Here is a 16,870-nt window from a genome sequence, read left to right on the forward strand (position 1 = left end):
CCCGGTCTGCAGCAAAGCTGCTGCCGGGCTTGTGATTGGACGGCGCAGGGCAAAGACAGAGGCGGTTCAGGAACGCATCACGCTTTGCACAGGGACTCGATCTCCGAAGACACCGGAATCTTGCCCTGCGCCAGCAGGCTGCGGTGCTTGTCCAGGCGCTTGAGGTCGTACAGATAGTTGACCATCAAGCCCATGGACTGCTTGAGCCCCTTGGACGACAGATCCGCCGCCCAGTTCAGGCGCTCCACGCGCGCACCGTTGCCGAGGTGAAAGCGTGCCACGGCATCGAGCGGACGCCCCTTGGCAGTTTCCCGCCCCAGATAGCGCGCGGCGCAGAACATGGCCGCGGCGCGCACGGGCGAACGGTCCTTGAGCGCGGCCGGATCGTCGAGCGCGGCCAGCAGATGTGCGGCATCACTACCGCCGGCGGCCTGCTTCAGCGCAGCTTTCTGCTTTTCGTCCAGCTCGGCCAGCGCCGCATCGCCGTGCTTGCCCAGCCAGCTGCGCAGGCCCGGGATCGGCGACAGCGTGGCAAACTGTTTGAGCTTGGGAAACTCCTGCGTGAGCGTTTCCACCACATGCTTGATCAGGGAGTCGCCGAAGCTCACGCCCTTGAGGCCGGTCTGGGTGTTGCTGATCGAATAGAAGATGGCCGTATTGGCCTTGGCAAGATTGGCCGCGGCCGCGGATTCGTCGAGCAGCGGCTCCATGCTGCCCGCCAGCTTGTCGAGCAGCGCCACCTCCACAAAGATCAGCGGCACATTGGGCATGCGCGGATGGAAGAAGCCGTAGCAGCGGCGGTCGCTGTCCAGCCGGTTCTTGAGATCGGCCCAGCTGCGGATATCGTGCACGGCCTCGTACTGGATGAGTTTTTCCAGCAGCGAGGCCGGCGAGTCCCAGTTCAGGCTTCTGAGCTCCAGTAGCGCCACGTCGAACCAGCTGGAGAACAGATGCTCGAGCTCGGCATCCAGCGCCACATAGCGCTGCTCGGCCTTGGGCAAGGCCAGCAGCTCGGCCCGCATATTGACGAGAAACTCCATGCCACCCTGGGGCTGGGCGAAGCGCTGCAGCAGCCGCGTGCGCGAGGAAATCAGCGCACGGCGCAAAGCCATCTCGGCCTCGCTGCGCTCGACATCGCTGCCGGCCCGGTCATAGCGGTCGCGCGCGGCCTGCAAGGCCTTGGCGTCGGGCCCGAACTGCTCTATGGCCAGCAGCCAGAAGTCCTTGCGCGCGGCCGCATCGGCCCTGGCATACCAATCCATCAGCACCAGCGCATGGCGGCCGCCCTCCACGTCGCTGAGCGCGGCGTCGGCCACCTGCTGCATGTCCTGCAGCAGACGGCGCAGATCGCGCGGCGACAGCGCTTCCTGGCCGCGCCTGAGCGTGGCCTCCAGCCTCTGGAGCAGAGGGCGCTGCTGGCCATCGGCCTTGCCGCCCTCCGCGCCGCGCACCCAGAGCTTGGTCTGTTCAATCCAGTCTGCTGCCCATCCCATCTACGCCTCCTTGTTTGTCCGCTCTCAATCGCGAAGCATTTGCCGCATGCTCAGCAACGCTTTGCCTCATTATGTTCAGAGTTTGTGGCAAATCGCGCGGCTGCAAGAGGCGGGCATAAAAAACGCAGGCCATGGCCTGCGTCTTCCTCTCCGGGGCTCGCCCCTCAGTCCGGCGAGTGGCTGAGCGCATACGGTGCCCGCTTGCCGCACCACCACCACATGACGATGCCGGCCACAATCATGGGAATGCACAGCCACTGGCCCATGCTCATGCCCAGCGACAGAATACCCAGGAAGTCGTCGGGCTCGCGGAAGTATTCGGCCGTGAAGCGGAACACGCCGTAGCCGAGCAGGAACACCGCCGCCACCTGGCCGGGCTTGCGCTCCTTGCGCGCATACAGCCACAGAATGATGAACAGCAGCAGGCCTTCCATCAGGAACTGGTAGATCTGCGAAGGGTGACGCGGCGCCATGGAGCCGCTTTGCGGAAACACCATGGCCCAGGGCAGATCGGGGCTCGCAAAGCGGCCCCAGAGCTCGCCATTGATGAAGTTGCCGACGCGGCCCGCCGCCAGTCCTGTGGGCACACAGGGCGCGACGAAGTCGGCGACTTCGAGCCAGCTGCGCCGGCGCGAATGGGCGAACCAGAGCATGGAGCCGATCACGCCCAGCAGGCCGCCGTGAAAGCTCATGCCACCCTGCCAGACCGCGAAGATCTCCAGCGGATGCGTGAGATAGTAGCCGGGCTTGTAGAACAGGCAGTAGCCGATCCGCCCGCCCACGACCACACCCAGCACGCCGAGGAAGAGAATGTCCTCCACGTCCTTGCGCGACCAGGCGCACTCGCCCGTCATGGACTTGAACGGCGGGTGGTGCAGACGGCGCGTGCCCAGGAACAGGAACAGGCCAAACGCCACCAGATAGGTAATGCCATACCAGTGCACGGCCAGCGGGCCAATCTGCACGGCTACAGGATCAATGTGCGGATACATCAGCATGGCTGGCATTGTGCCGCAGCGCGCAGGCGGCTGCGGCAAATCGCGGCCTCGCCCGACAGCTTATTACGGCGTCACGCAGGCTTCACCGCACGCGGCTAGAGCCGCAACACCGTCCTTCCGGACCTGCAGAGGTCCTGCCTGCTGCCCCACAGCACCGTCAAGGCACCGGCCATCAGCGCGTTGCGGGCTGCAGGCCGTGCTCGTTCACGGTTTCGCGCACGACCTGCGCGGTCTCGTCCATCAGCTCGCGCAGGCGCTGGGGCGTGCCGCCCAGGGACTGCCCCCCCAGGCTCTGCAGCCTCTCCTGCAGCGCGGGCTCGCGCAGCGCGGCATTGGCCGCCGCGTTGAGCGTCTGCACCACGGCAGCCGGCGTGCCCGCCGGGGCCACGATGCCGAACCAGGTGATGGACAGGCTGTTGAGGCCCGGGTGGCCCAGCTCCTTGAAGGTCGGCACCTGGGGAAAGGCCGGCAGCCGCTCCTGCGCGCCCACGGCAAACGGGATCAGGCGCGCCGCTGCCACATGCGGGGCCGAAGACGGGTATTGATCGCTGAGCACCTGGGTCTCGCCCGAAAGTGCGCTGCTGACCACGGGACCCTGGCCCTTGTAGGGAATGTGGTGCAGCCTGATCCTGAGATCGGCATTCATGCGCTCGGCAATCAGATGGCCTATGGAGCCCACACCGGCCGAGCCTATATTGAGCTGGTCGGGCCGGCTTCGCGCCAGCGCCAGCAGCTGTGCATAGTTGTGCACGCCCAGGCCCGGATTCACGGAAAACATGGAGGGGATGGAGGCCAGCGCCACCACGGGCACAAAGGCCTTGGCGGGGTCGATGCGCGAAGCCTGGGGCAGCATGATCGGATTGACCACCAGCGTGCTGATGGTCCCCAGACCCAGGGTATAGCCATCGGGGCTCGCATGGGCCACGAACTCGGAGCCTATCAGGCCGCTGGCACCGGCACGGTTGTCCACCACCACGGGCTGGCCCAGGCCGGTGTGCATGGCCTCGGCGATCAGTCGCGCCACGATGTCGGTCGAGCCGCCCGGTGCGAACGGCACCACCAGCCGCACGGGGCGCTGCGGATACCTGGGTTCGGCGGCCTGCACCGCCGCCGCGCCCAGCATGGCAAGCAGGCCTGTGCACCAGGCGCTGAGCGCCAGGCCTGCGGTCTTTGAGGAAAAAGAACGGCGGGTATGGGCAGGCATGGACTTCACTTTCTCGCGGCGCAATAAAAACAGCCGCCCGAATGAGATCGGGCGGCTGCTGATTGTGCGCCAACACGCATGACCATGCCGGCGCGATGCGGCAACAAAAGTAACTCAGTCCTCGAGCAGCGACAGGTCGCGCACGGCTCCGGTATCGGCGCTGGTCACCAGCTTGGCATAGGCCTTGAGCGCCGCAGAAATCTTGCGCGGGCGCGGCTGAACGGGCTTCCAGCCCTTGTTGTTCTGCTCCTCGCGGCGCTTGGCCAGCTCTTCGGCGCTGAGCAGCACATCGATGGTGCGGTTGGGGATGTCGATGCGGATGCGGTCGCCGTCACGCACCAGGCCGATCGCGCCGCCCGCAGCCGCCTCGGGCGAGCAGTGGCCGATGGACAGGCCCGAGGTGCCGCCCGAGAAACGGCCGTCGGTCAGCAGCGCACAGGCCTTGCCCAGGCCCTTGGACTTGAGATAGCTGGTGGGATACAGCATTTCCTGCATGCCCGGGCCGCCCTTGGGGCCTTCGTAGCGCACGATGACCACGTCGCCCGCCTTGACCTTGTCGTGGAGGATATGTTCCACGGCCTCGTCCTGCGACTCCACCACATGGGCCGGGCCTTCGAAGACCAGGATGGACTCGTCCACGCCCGCGGACTTCACCACACAGCCTTTTTCGGCAATATTGCCGGTCAGCACGGCCAGGCCGCCTTCCTTGCTGAACGCATGGTCGTAGGAACGGATGCAGCCTTCGGCGCGGTCCAGATCCAGGCTGGGCCAGCGGGTGTTCTGGCTGAAAGCCACCTGTGTGGGGATGCCGGCCGGGCCGGCCAGGTAGAAGTGGCGCACGGACTCGTCCTGCGTGCGAACTATGTCCCACTGTGCCAGGGCTTCGCCCATGGTCTTGGCATGCACGGTGGGCACATCGGTGTGCAGCTTGCCGGCGCGCTCCAGCTCGCCCAGGATGGCCATGATGCCGCCCGCGCGGTGCACGTCTTCGATGTGATACTTTTGCGTGTTGGGCGCAACCTTGCACAGCTGGGGCACGACGCGCGACAGGCGATCGATGTCGGCCATGGTGAAGTCGATGCCGGCTTCCTGGGCGATGGCCAGCAGGTGCAGGATGGTGTTGGTGGAGCCGCCCATGGCGATGTCCAGCGTGATCGCGTTTTCGAAGGCCTTGAAGCCCACGGCGCGCGGCAGCACGGATGCGTCTTCCTGCTCGTAGTACTCGCGGGCCAGTTCCACGATGCGGCGGCCCGCGCGCTTGAACAGCTGCTCGCGGTCGGCGTGCGTGGCGACCACGGTGCCGTTGCCGGGCAGGGACAGGCCCAGGGCCTCGGTCAGGCAGTTCATGGAGTTGGCCGTGAACATGCCCGAGCAGGAGCCGCAGGTGGGGCAGGCCGAGCGCTCGACCTGGGCCACCTGCTCGTCGGTGTAGCTCTGGTCGGCCGCAATGACCATGGCGTCCACCAGGTCCAGCTTCTTGAACTCCATCACATGGGTGGTGGGGTTGGCCAGCTTGGTCTTGCCCGCTTCCATGGGGCCGCCGGAGACAAAGATCACCGGAATGTTCAGGCGCATGGCGGCCATCAGCATGCCGGGCGTGATCTTGTCGCAGTTGGAGATGCACACCAGAGCGTCGGCACAGTGGGCATTGACCATGTACTCGACCGAGTCGGCGATCAGGTCGCGGCTGGGCAGCGAATACAGCATGCCGTCGTGGCCCATGGCGATGCCGTCGTCCACGGCAATGGTGTTGAATTCCTTGGCCACGCCGCCCGCGGCCTCGATCTCGCGCGCCACCAGCTGACCCAGGTCCTTCAGGTGCACGTGGCCGGGCACGAACTGGGTGAAGGAATTGGCAATGGCGATGATGGGCTTGTCAAAGTCGCCATCTTTCATGCCGGTGGCACGCCACAGGGCGCGTGCACCGGCCATGTTGCGGCCGCCGGTGGAGGTTTTGGAGCGGTATGCGGGCATGGGGGATATCGGTGTGTAAGACGGAAATGATCCATTATGTCCCAGCCGCCACCGTACGGCGGAGCGGCAAACCGGCACAGGACGCACCAATGCTTCGCATTTGGCGCAAAAATGGCGACCGCCACACCCGAGCATTTCACAGACCCCAACCATGCGTGTACTTGTTGTTGAAGATGATCCCGCCCTGCGACTGGGCATAAGCCGCATGCTGCAGGCCGAAGGCTGGCAGGTCGACGCCGTCACCGATGGCGAATACGCTCTTTCCGCAACGGCAACGCAGGACTATGACGCGGCCGTGCTGGACCTGGGCCTGCCCCGACGCGGCGGCCTGGAGGTGCTCTCGCGCTGGCGCAGCCTGGGCAAGGACCTGGCGGTGCTCATACTCACCGCCAATGACGGGCTGACCAGCCGCCTGCAGGGGCTGAACAACGGCGCCGACGACTATCTGGCCAAGCCCTTCGAGCCCGAGGAGCTGGTGGCCCGCCTCAGGGCCGTCACGCGCCGGCGCAGCGGCAATGCCAGCAATCTGCTGAGCCTGGGCAACCTGCGCTTCAACACCGACACCAAGGAGCTGTACTTCGGCCAGGAGCGGCTGGCGCTGAGCCCGCGCGAGGCGGCGCTGCTGGAGCTGCTGATGTCCTCGCACGGCAGCGCCGTGCCCAAGTCCCGCATCATCTCGGCCATGTCGAGCTGGGAGAGCAACTTCAGCGCCAACTCGGTGGAAATCTACATCCTCAAGCTGCGCCGCAAGCTGGCGCCCGCTGGGGTGAACATCGTCACGCTGCGCGGCGTGGGCTACGCACTGGAGCTGCTGTGAGCGCGCGCGGCCACCGTCTGAACCTGAATCCCCTGGGCTGGATCAGACCCAGCCTGCTCAAGCAGCTGATGCTGCCCGTGGTCTCGCTGTGGGTGGCCTGCGCGGTGCTGGCCACCGGCGCCGCCTACCTGCTGGCCGGGCGCAGCACCAGCACCTCGTTCGACCGGCTGCTGGCCGACGACGCCCAGGCCCTGTCGGCACAACTGCGCTGGAACGAGGGCATCGCCAGCTTCGCGGCCAGCAAGGAGACGGCCGACTCCCTGGTGTTCGACTCGCTGTCGCTGAGCCACTATTCGGTGCACACCGAAAGCGGTCGCAAGCTGGTCGGCGATCTGCAGCTGGATATCCCTGATATCGAGCTGCGCCATGAACGACAGGCCATCTTCTTTGACCACCTCAGCCGCCATGGCACGCCGCTGAGAGTCGTGGCCCAGCGCCTTCAGCCCGCCGCCGGCGACGAAGCTGTCTGGGTCATCGTGGCCGAGTCCAAGGAAAAGCGCCGCCAGGTCAAGGACGAGATCGCCACGGCCATTTTTTTGCCGGCCCTGCTGGCCGGCTTCCTCATCATTCCGCTGTTCTACTACAGCATCCGCCACGCCCTGTCGCCCGCTCGCCAGCTCAGCGCTCTGGTCGTGGCGCATGGCGACGACAATCTATCGCCCCTGCCCGTGGAGCAGGTGCCTCAGGAGCTGCGCGAGCTGGTGGCGCATACCAACTCCCTGCTGCAGCGGCTGCAGGCCTCGGTTACCGAGCAGCGCCGTTTCATCGCCGATGCCGCCCACCAGTTGCAGACACCCATGGCCGGCATACGCCTGCTGGTCGGCGACATGCGGCGCATACAGAAAGCCGACCCGCTGCAGCCCATGGATGCGGAGGTACTGGCCCAGCTCGACGAGGTCGCCACCCGCGGCGCGCGCCTGGTCAAGCAGCTGCTGGCCTATGCGCGCGTGGCCGAGGATTCTGCCGCCGAGCCCGAGCGCTTCGATGCCGTGGAAGCCGTGCTGGAGCCGGCACCGCGCTGGCGCGGCCATGCCGAGGCTGCGGGCAAGACCTTGACGGTTGAGAACCATGTCGATCCGCGCCAGGAATTCTTTCTGCAGGGCTCGCCCATCTTGCTGGGCGAGGTCATCTCCAACCTGCTGGACAACGCCATACGCTACGGCGGCACGCATATAGCGCTGCTGCTGCACCACCATGAGCACCACCTGATCGTGCAGGTGCAGGACGACGGCCCGCCGCTGGATGCCCAGTCGCGCGAGAAGCTGCTGCTGCCGTTCTGGCGCGGCGACCACGGCATACCGGAAGGCTCGGGGCTGGGGCTGTCGATTGCCCAGCGCATCGTGGAGCGCCTGGGCGGCAGGTTCGCACTGCTCCACAAGCCGGGACTAGGGGCCTGCTTTGAGATCACCCTGCCCTGCGAGGTCCAGCGGCTGGAAATCGACGCCGCAGGCGACGACGAGAACGGGATGTCAAGCTGATGTAAAGCTTGCCGGGCTTATGTTCGGCTGCACAGCAGTTGGACTACGTCTGCAAGACGGGTCCAGCCGCTCTCCGAGCAGCTTGAACTCAAGGATGGCCCAACATGTCCGCCCCAGTCCCTCAAAGTATTTCGCCTAAAAAGCGCACCACCATCATCGCGGCCGTGGCACTCGCCTGCGTGGCCCTCGTGGGCGGCATCATCTATGCCGGCTCGCACAATGCACAGGCCGAAGAAACGCCGGTCGAGTCCATATCCGGCAAGGTCGACAAAGGCATGGTCCGCATCCAGCCCGACCAGCTGGCCAGCTTCGACGTGGGCCACCCCGAGACCCATGCCTTCACCAATGTGCGCCACTCCATCGGCGCCATCGACTTCAACCAGGACCGCACCAGCAAGGTGTTCTCGCCCTATCAGGGGCGCGTCTCGCAGGTGCTGGTCAAGGCCGGTGACGATGTGAAGGCCGGTCAGGTGCTCTACACGGTGGCCGTGCCCGACATGGCCCAGGCCGCATCCACGCTGATCTCGGCCAGCGCCACGCTGCACAATGCCAATGAGACGCTGCGGCGCGCCGAAACACTGGCCAAGGACAACAGCATTCCCCAGAAGGAATACCTGCAGGCCCAGGCGGATCAGCAAAGCGCCAAGGCCGCCTACGATGCGGCACGGCAGAATCTGCGCCTGTTCGATCTGAGCGAGGCCGATGTCAGCAGGATCGAGCGCGATCGCAAGATCGGCCTCGAATTCGCGGTCAAGAGCCCTATTGCGGGCCGCGTCACGCAGCGTGCGGCCCAGCCCGGACAGCTGGTGCAGCCCGGCACGGACCCCGCGCCCATGGTGATCTCCGACATGCGCACGCTGTGGATGGTGGCCAGCGTGCCCGAATCGGAATTCAGCCAGTACCGCCTCGGCCAGCCGGTGCAGGTGCATGTGTCGGCCTGGCCCGGCAAGAGCTTCGAAGGCAAGGTCTCCTATGTGGGCGACAGCGTGGACGCCGACAGCCGGCGCTTCGTGGTGCGCGCCGAGGTGGCCGATCCCGAGCATGTGCTGCGTCCCCAGATGACGGCGGACTTCAACATCACCGTGGCGGCCGCCGAAGACAGTCTGGCCGTTCCGGCCCAGGCCGTGGTGCGTGAAGGCAGCGGCCGCGACGTGGTCTGGCTGGCCATGGGCAAGGATGCCAAGGGCCCGCTGTTCACCAAGGCCACCGTGGTGCGCGGCAAGACCGCCGACGGCTGGGTGCAGATTCAGCAGGGCCTCAATAGCAGCCAACTGATTGCGCGCCGCAATGCGCTGTTCCTGAGCAGTCTGTACGAAACCGAAGCCCAGTAAAGCTGCGTCCGATTCAGGAGTATTGCCGTGTTCAGACCTTTGCTGGCCTTTGTACTGTCGCGCCGCCCCATTGTCTTGCTGGCCCTGCTGGCATTCATGGGAGCCGGCCTGTTTGCCTTCTCCAAGCTCAATGTGGAGGCCTATCCCAACCCCGCACCCGTGATTCTCGAAATCACGGCTCAGGCCCCCGGCCTGTCCGCCGAGGAAATGGAGCGCTATTACACGCGCCCCATGGAAATCGGACTCGCCACCACGCCCAATGTGGACAACATCCGCTCCACCTCGTTCTATGGGCTCTCGTTCGTGCGCGTCACTTTCAAATACGGCACGGACTACTATTTCGCGCTCTCGCAGGTCGCCAACAATCTGCAGGCCAATGTGAACCTGCCCAATGGCGTACAGCCGCAGATCCAGGCTTCGAGCCTGGTCGGCGAAATCCTGCGCTACCAGGTCAGGGGACCGTCCAATTACAGCCTGACCGATCTGCGCACGCTGCAGAACTGGGTGATTGAAAAACGCCTGCTGACCGTACCCGGCGTGGTGCAGGTCGTGACCTGGGGCGGCACGACCAAGGAATACCATGTCGATGCCGATCCCAAGCGCCTGGAGGCCTATGGCATCACGCTCAAGAATCTGCTGGATTCGATAGGCAACGCCAACCTCAACGTGGGCGGCCGCGCGATCAGCGTGGGCGACCAGTCGGTGAACATCCGCGGTCTGGGCCTAGTCAACAACCTGGACGATATCGCCAACATCGTCGTGGGCCAGAAGAACGGCCTGCCCGTGCAGATCAAGGACGTGGCGGCCATCAAGGAAGGCACGGTTCCGCGCCTGGGCGAAGCCGGCCGCGACAAGCAGGACGATGTGGTCACCGGCGTGGTGATCATGAACCGCACACTGCACACCAGCGATGTGATCGGCAAGGTCAAGGCGGCCGTGGAGAAGATCAACTCCGACGGCACCCTGCCCGCGGGCGTCAAGCTCGAGCCCTATTACGACCGCGCGGTGCTGGTCGGCGTGACCACCCATACCGTGCTGCACAACCTGATCTTCGGCTGCCTGCTGGTGTTCTTCATCCAGTGGGTCTTTCTCGGCGATCTGCGCAGCGCCGTCATCGTCAGCGTCAACATCCCGTTTGCGCTGTTCTTCAGCATCATGATGCTGGTGCTCACGGGCGAGTCGGCGAATCTGCTGTCGCTGGGCGCGGTGGACTTCGGCATCATCGTGGATGCGGCCGTGATTCTCGTGGAGAACGTCTTCCGCAACTTCCAGCGCCCCATTGCCATACGCGCGGCCATGCTGCGCTCCATGTCCAAGGGGTCGGACGGTGGCCGCACCCAGCCCGGTGACGGCTGGACCACGCGGCTGCGCATGATCTATCTGAGCGCCACCCAGGTGGACAACTCCGTGCTGTTCTCCACCTTCATCACGATCGCCGCGTTCACGCCGCTGTTTGCGATGCAGGGTGTGGAAGGCCAGATCTTCGGCCCCATGGCGCGCACCTATGGCTATGCACTGGCCGGCGCGCTGATCGCCACCTTCACCATCACCCCGGTGCTGGCCAGCTATCTGCTGCCGGCCAAGGTGGAAGAGAAGGAAACCTTCGTCGTCCGGGCTATTCACCGCGTCTACGAACCCGCGCTGGACTGGGTGCTGAAGAACACGCGCCTGGTGCTGGCCGGCGGTGCGCTGGCACTGGCCGGCGGCGCCATGATGGCCATGCATCTGGGCAGCGAGTTCCTGCCGGCCCTGGAAGAAGGCAATCTGTGGATCCGCGCCTCCATGCCGCCCACGATCTCGCTGGAGGCCGGGCGCGACAAGACCAACCGCATGCGCAGAATCATCGACGAGTACCCTGAGGTGGTCTCCGTGGTCTCGCAGCACGGCCGCCCCGACGACGGCAGCGATGCCTCGGGCTTCAACAACGTGGAGCTGTTCGCACCGCTGCAGCCCTTCGAGAAATGGCGCCCGGGCATGACCAAGGCCCGCCTGATCAACGAGCTGCAGGCCAAGTTTGCGGCCGAGTTCCCCGGCGTGAGCTTCAACTTCTCGCAGTACATCCAGGACAATGTTCAGGAAGGTCTGTCGGGGGTGAAGGGCGCCAACTCGGTGAAGATCATCGGCCCCGATCTGACCACGCTGGAAAAGCTCTCCGATCAGGTCTATGAGGTCATGAGCCATATCGACGGCGTGGCCGACCTGGGCGTATTCCACGTGCTGGGCCAGCCCAATATGAACATCCGCATCGACCGCGAGAAAGCCGCCCGCTACGGCCTCAATACCGGTGATGTGGCCAGCACCATCCAGACCGCGCTGGCCGGCACCGAGGCCACCACGGTGCTCGATGGCGAAAAGCAGTTCGGCCTGACCGTGCGCTTCAACGAGGTCAGCCGCGCCTCGCCCGAGAACGTGCGCAATCTGCGTGTGGGCTATACCACGGCCTCGGGCGGCACCTCCTATATCCCGCTGTCGGACATTGCGACGATCACGCTGGACACGGGTGCCACCTATATCTACCGCGAAAGCAACGAGCGCTACATCCCCATCAAGTTCTCGGCGCGCGGACGCGATCTGGGCAGCACCGTCAGCGAGGTGCAGCACCGCATCGCCCAGCAGGTGCAGCTGCCCCAGGGCTACCGCATCATCTATGCGGGTGAGTTCGAAGCCCTGCAGCAGGCCAAGGGCCGCATGATGATTGCCATTCCCGTGGCCTTCTGCCTGGTGTTTGCGCTGTTGTACGCGCTGTTCAACAACTTCACCTACTGCCTGCTGACCCTGGCTTCCGTGCCCTTCACCGTGATCGGCGGCATTCTGGCGCTGTATGTATCGGGTCAGGTGCTCAGCGTCTCGGCCATCATCGGCTTCATCTCGCTGCTCGGTGTCTCGGTCATGGACGGGATTCTGATCCTCAGCGTCTACAAGGACCTGCGCGCCCTGGGCCATGAACCCGCACGCGCCGTGGGCGAGGCCTACCGCAGCCGGATGCGCCCGCTGCTGATGACGGCTCTGTCGGCCTGCATCGGCCTGCTGCCCGCGGCCATCTCGCACAGCATCGGCAGCGAGGTCCAGCGCCCCCTGGCCACCGTGGTCGTGGGCGGCATGCTGATCGGGCCCTTGTTCCTGCTGCTGGTCGTGCCGGCACTGCGCCTGGTGGTGCTGCGCCGCATGAAACCCAATACACGCCGAGAAGGTCTGGGAGGCAAACGTGCGTAAACCATTCCAACAAACTAGCAAACTGCACGCCATCGGCCTGGCCGCCTGCATCACCAGCCTGCTCGCAGGCTGCGCCGCGGGGCCGGACTATGTGCGCCCCAAGGTCAATGCGCCGCAGGCGCTGACCCGCGGCCCCGTGGCCACGACGCTGCCGGGCAGCAATACCGGCGACATCAGCGCCCAGTGGTGGCAGGCCTTCGGCTCCTCCGAGCTCGATGCCATGGTGCAGGAAGCCATGGAGAAAAGCCCCACCATCGAGGCCGCCCAGGCCACTTTGCGCGCGGCCCGCCAGAACGTGGTGGCCCAGCGCGGCTATTTTCTGCCCTCGGTGCAGCTGGGCTACAACCCCTCGCGCCAGAACACGGGCCAGAGCATGTCCGCGCCACTGGAAAACGGGGACTCGCTCTACACCTATCACACGGCGCAGCTGAGCGTCTCCTACAGCCCCGACCTGTTTGGCAGCAACCGCCGTCAGGTTGAAGGTCTGCAGGCCGCCGAGGAAAACCAGCGCCTGCAGCTGCAGGCCGCACGCCTGAGCCTTGCGGCCAATCTGGTGGCAGCCGTCATCCAGGCCTCCATGCTGCAGGAACAGAGCATGCTGCTGCAACAAGCCGTGGAGGCGGCCCAGGAGCAGCTGCAGCATATGCGCAAGCAGCAGGCCAATGGTTACGCCAGCGGCATGGACGTGGCCACCCAGCAGACCCTGCTGCTGCAGCTGCAGCAGGAGCTGCCACCGCTGCAGAAATCGCTCGAGCAGACGCGCAATCTGGTGGCCACGCTCATGGCGCGCACCCCGGATAAGGCTCCGGCGCTGCTGCCCCTGTCCAGCTTCAAGCTGCCGCTGCTGCCCCAGGTCGTGCCTTCCGAGCTGGTGGAGCAGCGCCCCGACATCCGAGCGGCGGAAACCCAGGTTCAGCAGGCCAGCGCGGCCGTGGGCGTGGCCACCGCCGCCCGCCTGCCCCAGCTCAGCATTTCTGCAGCCTACGGCGGCGGCGCCACGAGTTTTTCGCGCATGTTCTCCGCGGGCAACATCACCTGGTCCGTGGGTGCCGGTCTGCTCGCTCCGATCTTCAGCGGCGGCACGCTGCTGGCGCACCAGAAGGCCGCGCAGGCGGAGCTGGAGGCCTCGGCCGCCAGCTACCAAAGCACGGTGCTGTCGGCCTTCCAGGACGTGGCCAATGCCCTGTATGCCGTGGATACGGATACCAGGGCCCTGCAGATGAGCCGTGACAGCGAAAGCGCCAGCGAGACCACCTGGAAGCTCAGCCAGTCCCAGCTCAATGCCGGCTATGCCAGCCTGCCCACGGCACTGGCCGCCAAACAGTCCTGGCTGCAGGCACGCGCCGCCAGCGTCGCGGCTCATGGCAGCCTCTATGGCGACGTGGTGGCGCTCTACCAGTCGCTGGGCGGCGGCGTGCTCAAGCCCGAGGCTGCGGCCAAGCAATAGGCCGGCCCCCTATCGGACTCCCTCTTGCCCGGCATCCGCCGGGTTTTTTTATTCAACGCCGGCGCTGGCCCGGTGTCATGGCCTGCTTCTGGCGCTCGATACGCTCTTTCTTGCGCTGCTCCATCCTCTGCGCCGCCTTGCGCTTGGTATAGCCCGAAGCATCGGCCCAGGCCCACCAGGCGGCGGCCGCCGCATAGACGCCCAGAATCGGCCACCAACTCCAGGCAGCAACGGGGCCGACCTCGGCCAGCTTCAGCAGCGACAGCAAAATTGCCAGTCCTAGCAAGTACATACCCTCTCCTTCAATTTCGCCAATATACCTTGCACATTGAGTACACAATAGGCGCTCTACAATGCGTCGAGAATTTCTCTTCCACCTAAACCCACACCCGAGAACTCATGATGAAGCAAACTCTGATCGCCTTCGCTCTGTCTGCCGCTGCCGTGGCTCCTGCCATGGCCGACCAGGCCCTGGCTCAATCCAAGAACTGCATGGCCTGCCACGCCGTGGACAAGAAGCTGGTCGGCCCCGCATTCAAGGATGTGGCTGCCAAGTACGCGGGTCAGAAGGATGCTGCCGACAAGCTCGCAGCCAAGGTGATGAAGGGTGGCTCCGGCGTCTGGGGCCCCGTGCCCATGCCCGCCAACCCTCAGGTGAACGAGGCCGAAGCCAAGAAGCTGGTGGCCTGGGTGCTGTCGCAGAAGTAATCTGTCACTGCCCTGCAGTGCAAGCTGCTAACAAGAAAACCGCATGTCAGCCATGCGGTTTTTTTGTTTTCGGGCTACCGATCTATCGGGTAACGATGGGGAAATCGGGACGGCTGGCATCAAACAGCTTCAGGAATGCCCCCAGCGCTGCACGGTCGCCCTCAATTTTCATAGCCGCTGGTGCTTGCCCTTCCTTGGCTGCTCCAGATAGCAGCTTCAAGAATGCGGGGCGGGTGAGACTCAGCGACGCATCGGCATCGTTCTGGGCGGGTCCCTGGCGAAAATGCAGCACCGCGTTCTCCAGCCAGATCACATAGCGCTCGCCCACGTCGTCCAGCGCCAGATTCATTACAAAGCGCCTGTCCGCTGCCTTGGCCGCATCGAGCCGCGTGGCCAGCACTTCGAGAAAACGCTCGGTCGGAATCTGCGCCGTCATCTCGGCCATGGCCGATACATCCCTGGACATGGCTGCCACACCCTCGCGCAACTCCAGCGCCGCCGTCAGATAGCTGTTACGCCAAGTGGCGGATTCGGCACGGTAGCCCAGTTGCTCATGGCAGCGGGCCAGCAGCTCTTTCGCCGCTGCGTTATCGGGTTCGGCAAACACCAGTTGCTGCAGCAGCTCCACCGCCCAGCGATAGTCTCCCTGCCCGGCCGCTGCGCGGCCCTGCTCCAGCCCCCTGGCGGTACCGCCCAACGCCGCCACATATTTCTGCGCCTTGAGCCCCGGCGGCAGCGGGTCCAGATTGGCAGGGTTGCCATCGTAACTGCCGAGGTAGAACTGGTAGATGGCTTTGACGTTATGGCGCAGATCGCCGTAGTAGCCGCGTCCGCCCCAGAAAGCCGCCAGTGACGCTGGCAGCTTGATCTGCTCGGCAATCTCGGCAGGCTGCAGGCCCTGGTTGATAAGGCGCACCGTCTGGTCATGCATGAACTGGTAGAGATCGCGCTGACGGCTGATGAAGCTGGCGATGCGCGCCTTGCCCCAGACCGGCCAGTTGTGCTGATTGAACAGCACCTCCGCATCTCCAGCCTGCTCCAGCACCTTTTGCAGATAGGCAGACCACTGCAGGGCATCGCGCACCTTGGCGCCACGTATGGGCAGCAGATTGTGCATGGTCTGGGCCAGAATCTCGGCCCCTCCGAAGGCCTTGCGCTCAGGGATGCTGAAAGTCAGTTCGGCAGGTGCTTCGGCCCCAGGCATGTTGTGAAACACAAAGCGCACGCCGTCCAGCACGATCTCCTGATCGGCCCTGTCCACGCTGACCGTGGGCGGCAGAATCCCCGTATGGCCGCTGACCAGATTCTTGCCCAGGCCGGTGTCCACATTGCCCGTGGGCGACAGAGGCAACCGCGTGCCGAACTGGTAGATGGCGCGCCGCGCCATGGCCGCGCCCACGAGCAAGTTCTCGCTGGTGGCCTCACTCATGAAGCCTGCGGGCGCCACCACGGGTACTTTGCGCTGCGCCACTTCCGCCGGACTGATGATCCCCAATGCACCACCGAAATGGTCTGCATGGCTGTGCGTGAAGATCAGCGCCGTCACAGGCTTGTTGCCCAGATGCTGGCGTGCAAATGCCATGGCGGCCGCAGCAATCTCGCGGCTGGTCAGCGCATCCACCACAATCCAGCCCGTCCTGCCTTCGACCAAGGTGATATTGCCCATGTCAAAGCCGCGCAGCTGGTAGATACCGTCGCTGACCTTGAACAGCCCCGCCTGGACATTGAGCCGGGCATGGCGCCAAAGGCTGGGGTTGACACTGTCGGGCGCGGTGCCCTGCACAAAATCAAAGGCCGCAAAATCCTTGAGCACGCGACCGTCGGCGCCCCGAATCTGGCCTGTGGGCCGGGCCATCAGGCCTCGCTGCGCATCTTCGCGATCCTGAGCATCGTCAGGCGGCAGGCTTTGCGCAAAAGCGGCCAGCATCTCGCGCGTGGCACTGCTGACCTGGCCTGCCTGCAGCGCACCTGCGTTTTGCGGAACGGCAGAAGGTGCTGCGCAGCCAGCCAGCACGCCAGCGGCAAGCAATGCGGCAACACCGGCTTTGGGGGTGAGCCGAAATTCCATATATGTCTCCTTTTGTTATAGCGGTCAGCGCCTGATGGATCTGCGTCAGAGCCCAAAAAGGCTTCGACTCCACCGAGGCTGCTGTCACATTCTGGGCAGCGCTGTGCAGTGCGTCCAATGCATAGTCTGTGCAATTTCA

Annotated in this window: 12 protein-coding genes; 6 read left to right on the forward strand and 6 right to left on the reverse strand. The window is 65.0% G+C overall.

Going from position 1 to position 16,870, the window contains the following annotated elements:
- Window positions 1-77 precede the first annotated feature (77 nt).
- From AB6724_RS16600 to ilvD, 4 genes are all read right to left on the reverse strand, one after another.
- Window positions 78-1,493 (reverse strand): malonyl-CoA decarboxylase, encoded by a 1,416-nt coding sequence (locus AB6724_RS16600; protein ID WP_369339632.1) that lies wholly within the window; start codon window positions 1,491-1,493, stop codon window positions 78-80.
- A gap of 164 nt (window positions 1,494-1,657) precedes the next feature.
- On the reverse strand, window positions 1,658-2,500 hold the full coding sequence (gene lgt, locus AB6724_RS16605) for a prolipoprotein diacylglyceryl transferase (protein WP_369339633.1): 843 nt from the start codon (window positions 2,498-2,500) through the stop codon (window positions 1,658-1,660).
- A 163-nt stretch (window positions 2,501-2,663) separates the two neighbouring features.
- Window positions 2,664-3,695 (reverse strand): Bug family tripartite tricarboxylate transporter substrate binding protein, encoded by a 1,032-nt coding sequence (locus AB6724_RS16610; protein WP_369339634.1) that lies wholly within the window; start codon window positions 3,693-3,695, stop codon window positions 2,664-2,666.
- A 114-nt stretch (window positions 3,696-3,809) separates the two neighbouring features.
- Complete coding sequence (gene ilvD / locus AB6724_RS16615; RefSeq protein WP_369339635.1) at window positions 3,810-5,669, reverse strand: dihydroxy-acid dehydratase; 1,860 nt, start codon at window positions 5,667-5,669, stop codon at window positions 3,810-3,812.
- A gap of 151 nt (window positions 5,670-5,820) precedes the next feature.
- Here ilvD and AB6724_RS16620 point away from each other — a divergent pair, with 151 nt between their 5' ends.
- From AB6724_RS16620 to AB6724_RS16640, 5 genes are all read left to right on the forward strand, one after another.
- Complete coding sequence (locus AB6724_RS16620) at window positions 5,821-6,486, forward strand: response regulator transcription factor (protein ID WP_369339636.1); 666 nt, start codon at window positions 5,821-5,823, stop codon at window positions 6,484-6,486.
- Window positions 6,483-7,964, forward strand: coding sequence for a sensor histidine kinase (locus AB6724_RS16625; RefSeq protein ID WP_369339637.1), 1,482 nt, complete (start codon window positions 6,483-6,485; stop codon window positions 7,962-7,964). Before AB6724_RS16620 ends, AB6724_RS16625 begins: the two co-directional genes overlap by 4 nt.
- Before the next feature lie 104 nt (window positions 7,965-8,068).
- On the forward strand, window positions 8,069-9,295 hold the full coding sequence (locus AB6724_RS16630; protein WP_369339638.1) for an efflux RND transporter periplasmic adaptor subunit: 1,227 nt from the start codon (window positions 8,069-8,071) through the stop codon (window positions 9,293-9,295).
- Window positions 9,296-9,322: 27 nt separating this feature from the next.
- The gene (locus tag AB6724_RS16635) at window positions 9,323-12,508 is read left to right on the forward strand and encodes an efflux RND transporter permease subunit (protein WP_369339639.1); all 3,186 of its coding nucleotides are present in this window, start codon (window positions 9,323-9,325) and stop codon (window positions 12,506-12,508) included.
- Window positions 12,501-13,955: an efflux transporter outer membrane subunit gene (locus tag AB6724_RS16640; RefSeq protein WP_369339640.1), complete on the forward strand. Its 1,455-nt coding sequence runs from the start codon at window positions 12,501-12,503 to the stop codon at window positions 13,953-13,955. The genes AB6724_RS16635 and AB6724_RS16640 overlap by 8 nt, the downstream gene beginning before the upstream one ends.
- Before the next feature lie 52 nt (window positions 13,956-14,007).
- Here AB6724_RS16640 and AB6724_RS16645 read toward each other — a convergent pair whose 3' ends face one another.
- Window positions 14,008-14,247: a TIGR04438 family Trp-rich protein gene (locus AB6724_RS16645; RefSeq protein WP_369339641.1), complete on the reverse strand. Its 240-nt coding sequence runs from the start codon at window positions 14,245-14,247 to the stop codon at window positions 14,008-14,010.
- Between the two features lie 110 nt (window positions 14,248-14,357).
- On the opposite strand from AB6724_RS16645, the gene AB6724_RS16650 reads away from it, so the two are divergent.
- Window positions 14,358-14,663 (forward strand): c-type cytochrome, encoded by a 306-nt coding sequence (locus tag AB6724_RS16650; RefSeq protein WP_369339671.1) that lies wholly within the window; start codon window positions 14,358-14,360, stop codon window positions 14,661-14,663.
- Window positions 14,664-14,745: 82 nt separating this feature from the next.
- Here AB6724_RS16650 and AB6724_RS16655 read toward each other — a convergent pair whose 3' ends face one another.
- Window positions 14,746-16,731 (reverse strand): alkyl/aryl-sulfatase, encoded by a 1,986-nt coding sequence (locus tag AB6724_RS16655; RefSeq protein WP_369339642.1) that lies wholly within the window; start codon window positions 16,729-16,731, stop codon window positions 14,746-14,748.
- Window positions 16,732-16,870: the final 139 nt, after the last annotated feature.

The organism is Comamonas guangdongensis (genome assembly GCF_041079535.1).
Lineage (GTDB): Bacteria > Pseudomonadota > Gammaproteobacteria > Burkholderiales > Burkholderiaceae_C > Comamonas > Comamonas guangdongensis.

Excerpts from the sequence above, each read along its gene's own strand:
- AB6724_RS16600 (WP_369339632.1), bottom strand. The coding sequence starts at position 1,493 with ATGGGATGGGCAGCAGACTGGATTGAACAGACCAAGCTCTGGGTGCGC.
- lgt (WP_369339633.1), bottom strand. The coding sequence starts at position 2,500 with ATGCCAGCCATGCTGATGTATCCGCACATTGATCCTGTAGCCGTGCAG.
- AB6724_RS16610 (WP_369339634.1), bottom strand. The coding sequence starts at position 3,695 with ATGCCTGCCCATACCCGCCGTTCTTTTTCCTCAAAGACCGCAGGCCTG.
- ilvD (WP_369339635.1), bottom strand. The coding sequence starts at position 5,669 with ATGCCCGCATACCGCTCCAAAACCTCCACCGGCGGCCGCAACATGGCC.
- AB6724_RS16620 (WP_369339636.1), top strand. The coding sequence starts at position 5,821 with ATGCGTGTACTTGTTGTTGAAGATGATCCCGCCCTGCGACTGGGCATA.
- AB6724_RS16630 (WP_369339638.1), top strand. The coding sequence starts at position 8,069 with ATGTCCGCCCCAGTCCCTCAAAGTATTTCGCCTAAAAAGCGCACCACC.
- AB6724_RS16645 (WP_369339641.1), bottom strand. The coding sequence starts at position 14,247 with ATGTACTTGCTAGGACTGGCAATTTTGCTGTCGCTGCTGAAGCTGGCC.
- AB6724_RS16650 (WP_369339671.1), top strand. The coding sequence starts at position 14,358 with ATGAAGCAAACTCTGATCGCCTTCGCTCTGTCTGCCGCTGCCGTGGCT.
- AB6724_RS16655 (WP_369339642.1), bottom strand. The coding sequence starts at position 16,731 with ATGGAATTTCGGCTCACCCCCAAAGCCGGTGTTGCCGCATTGCTTGCC.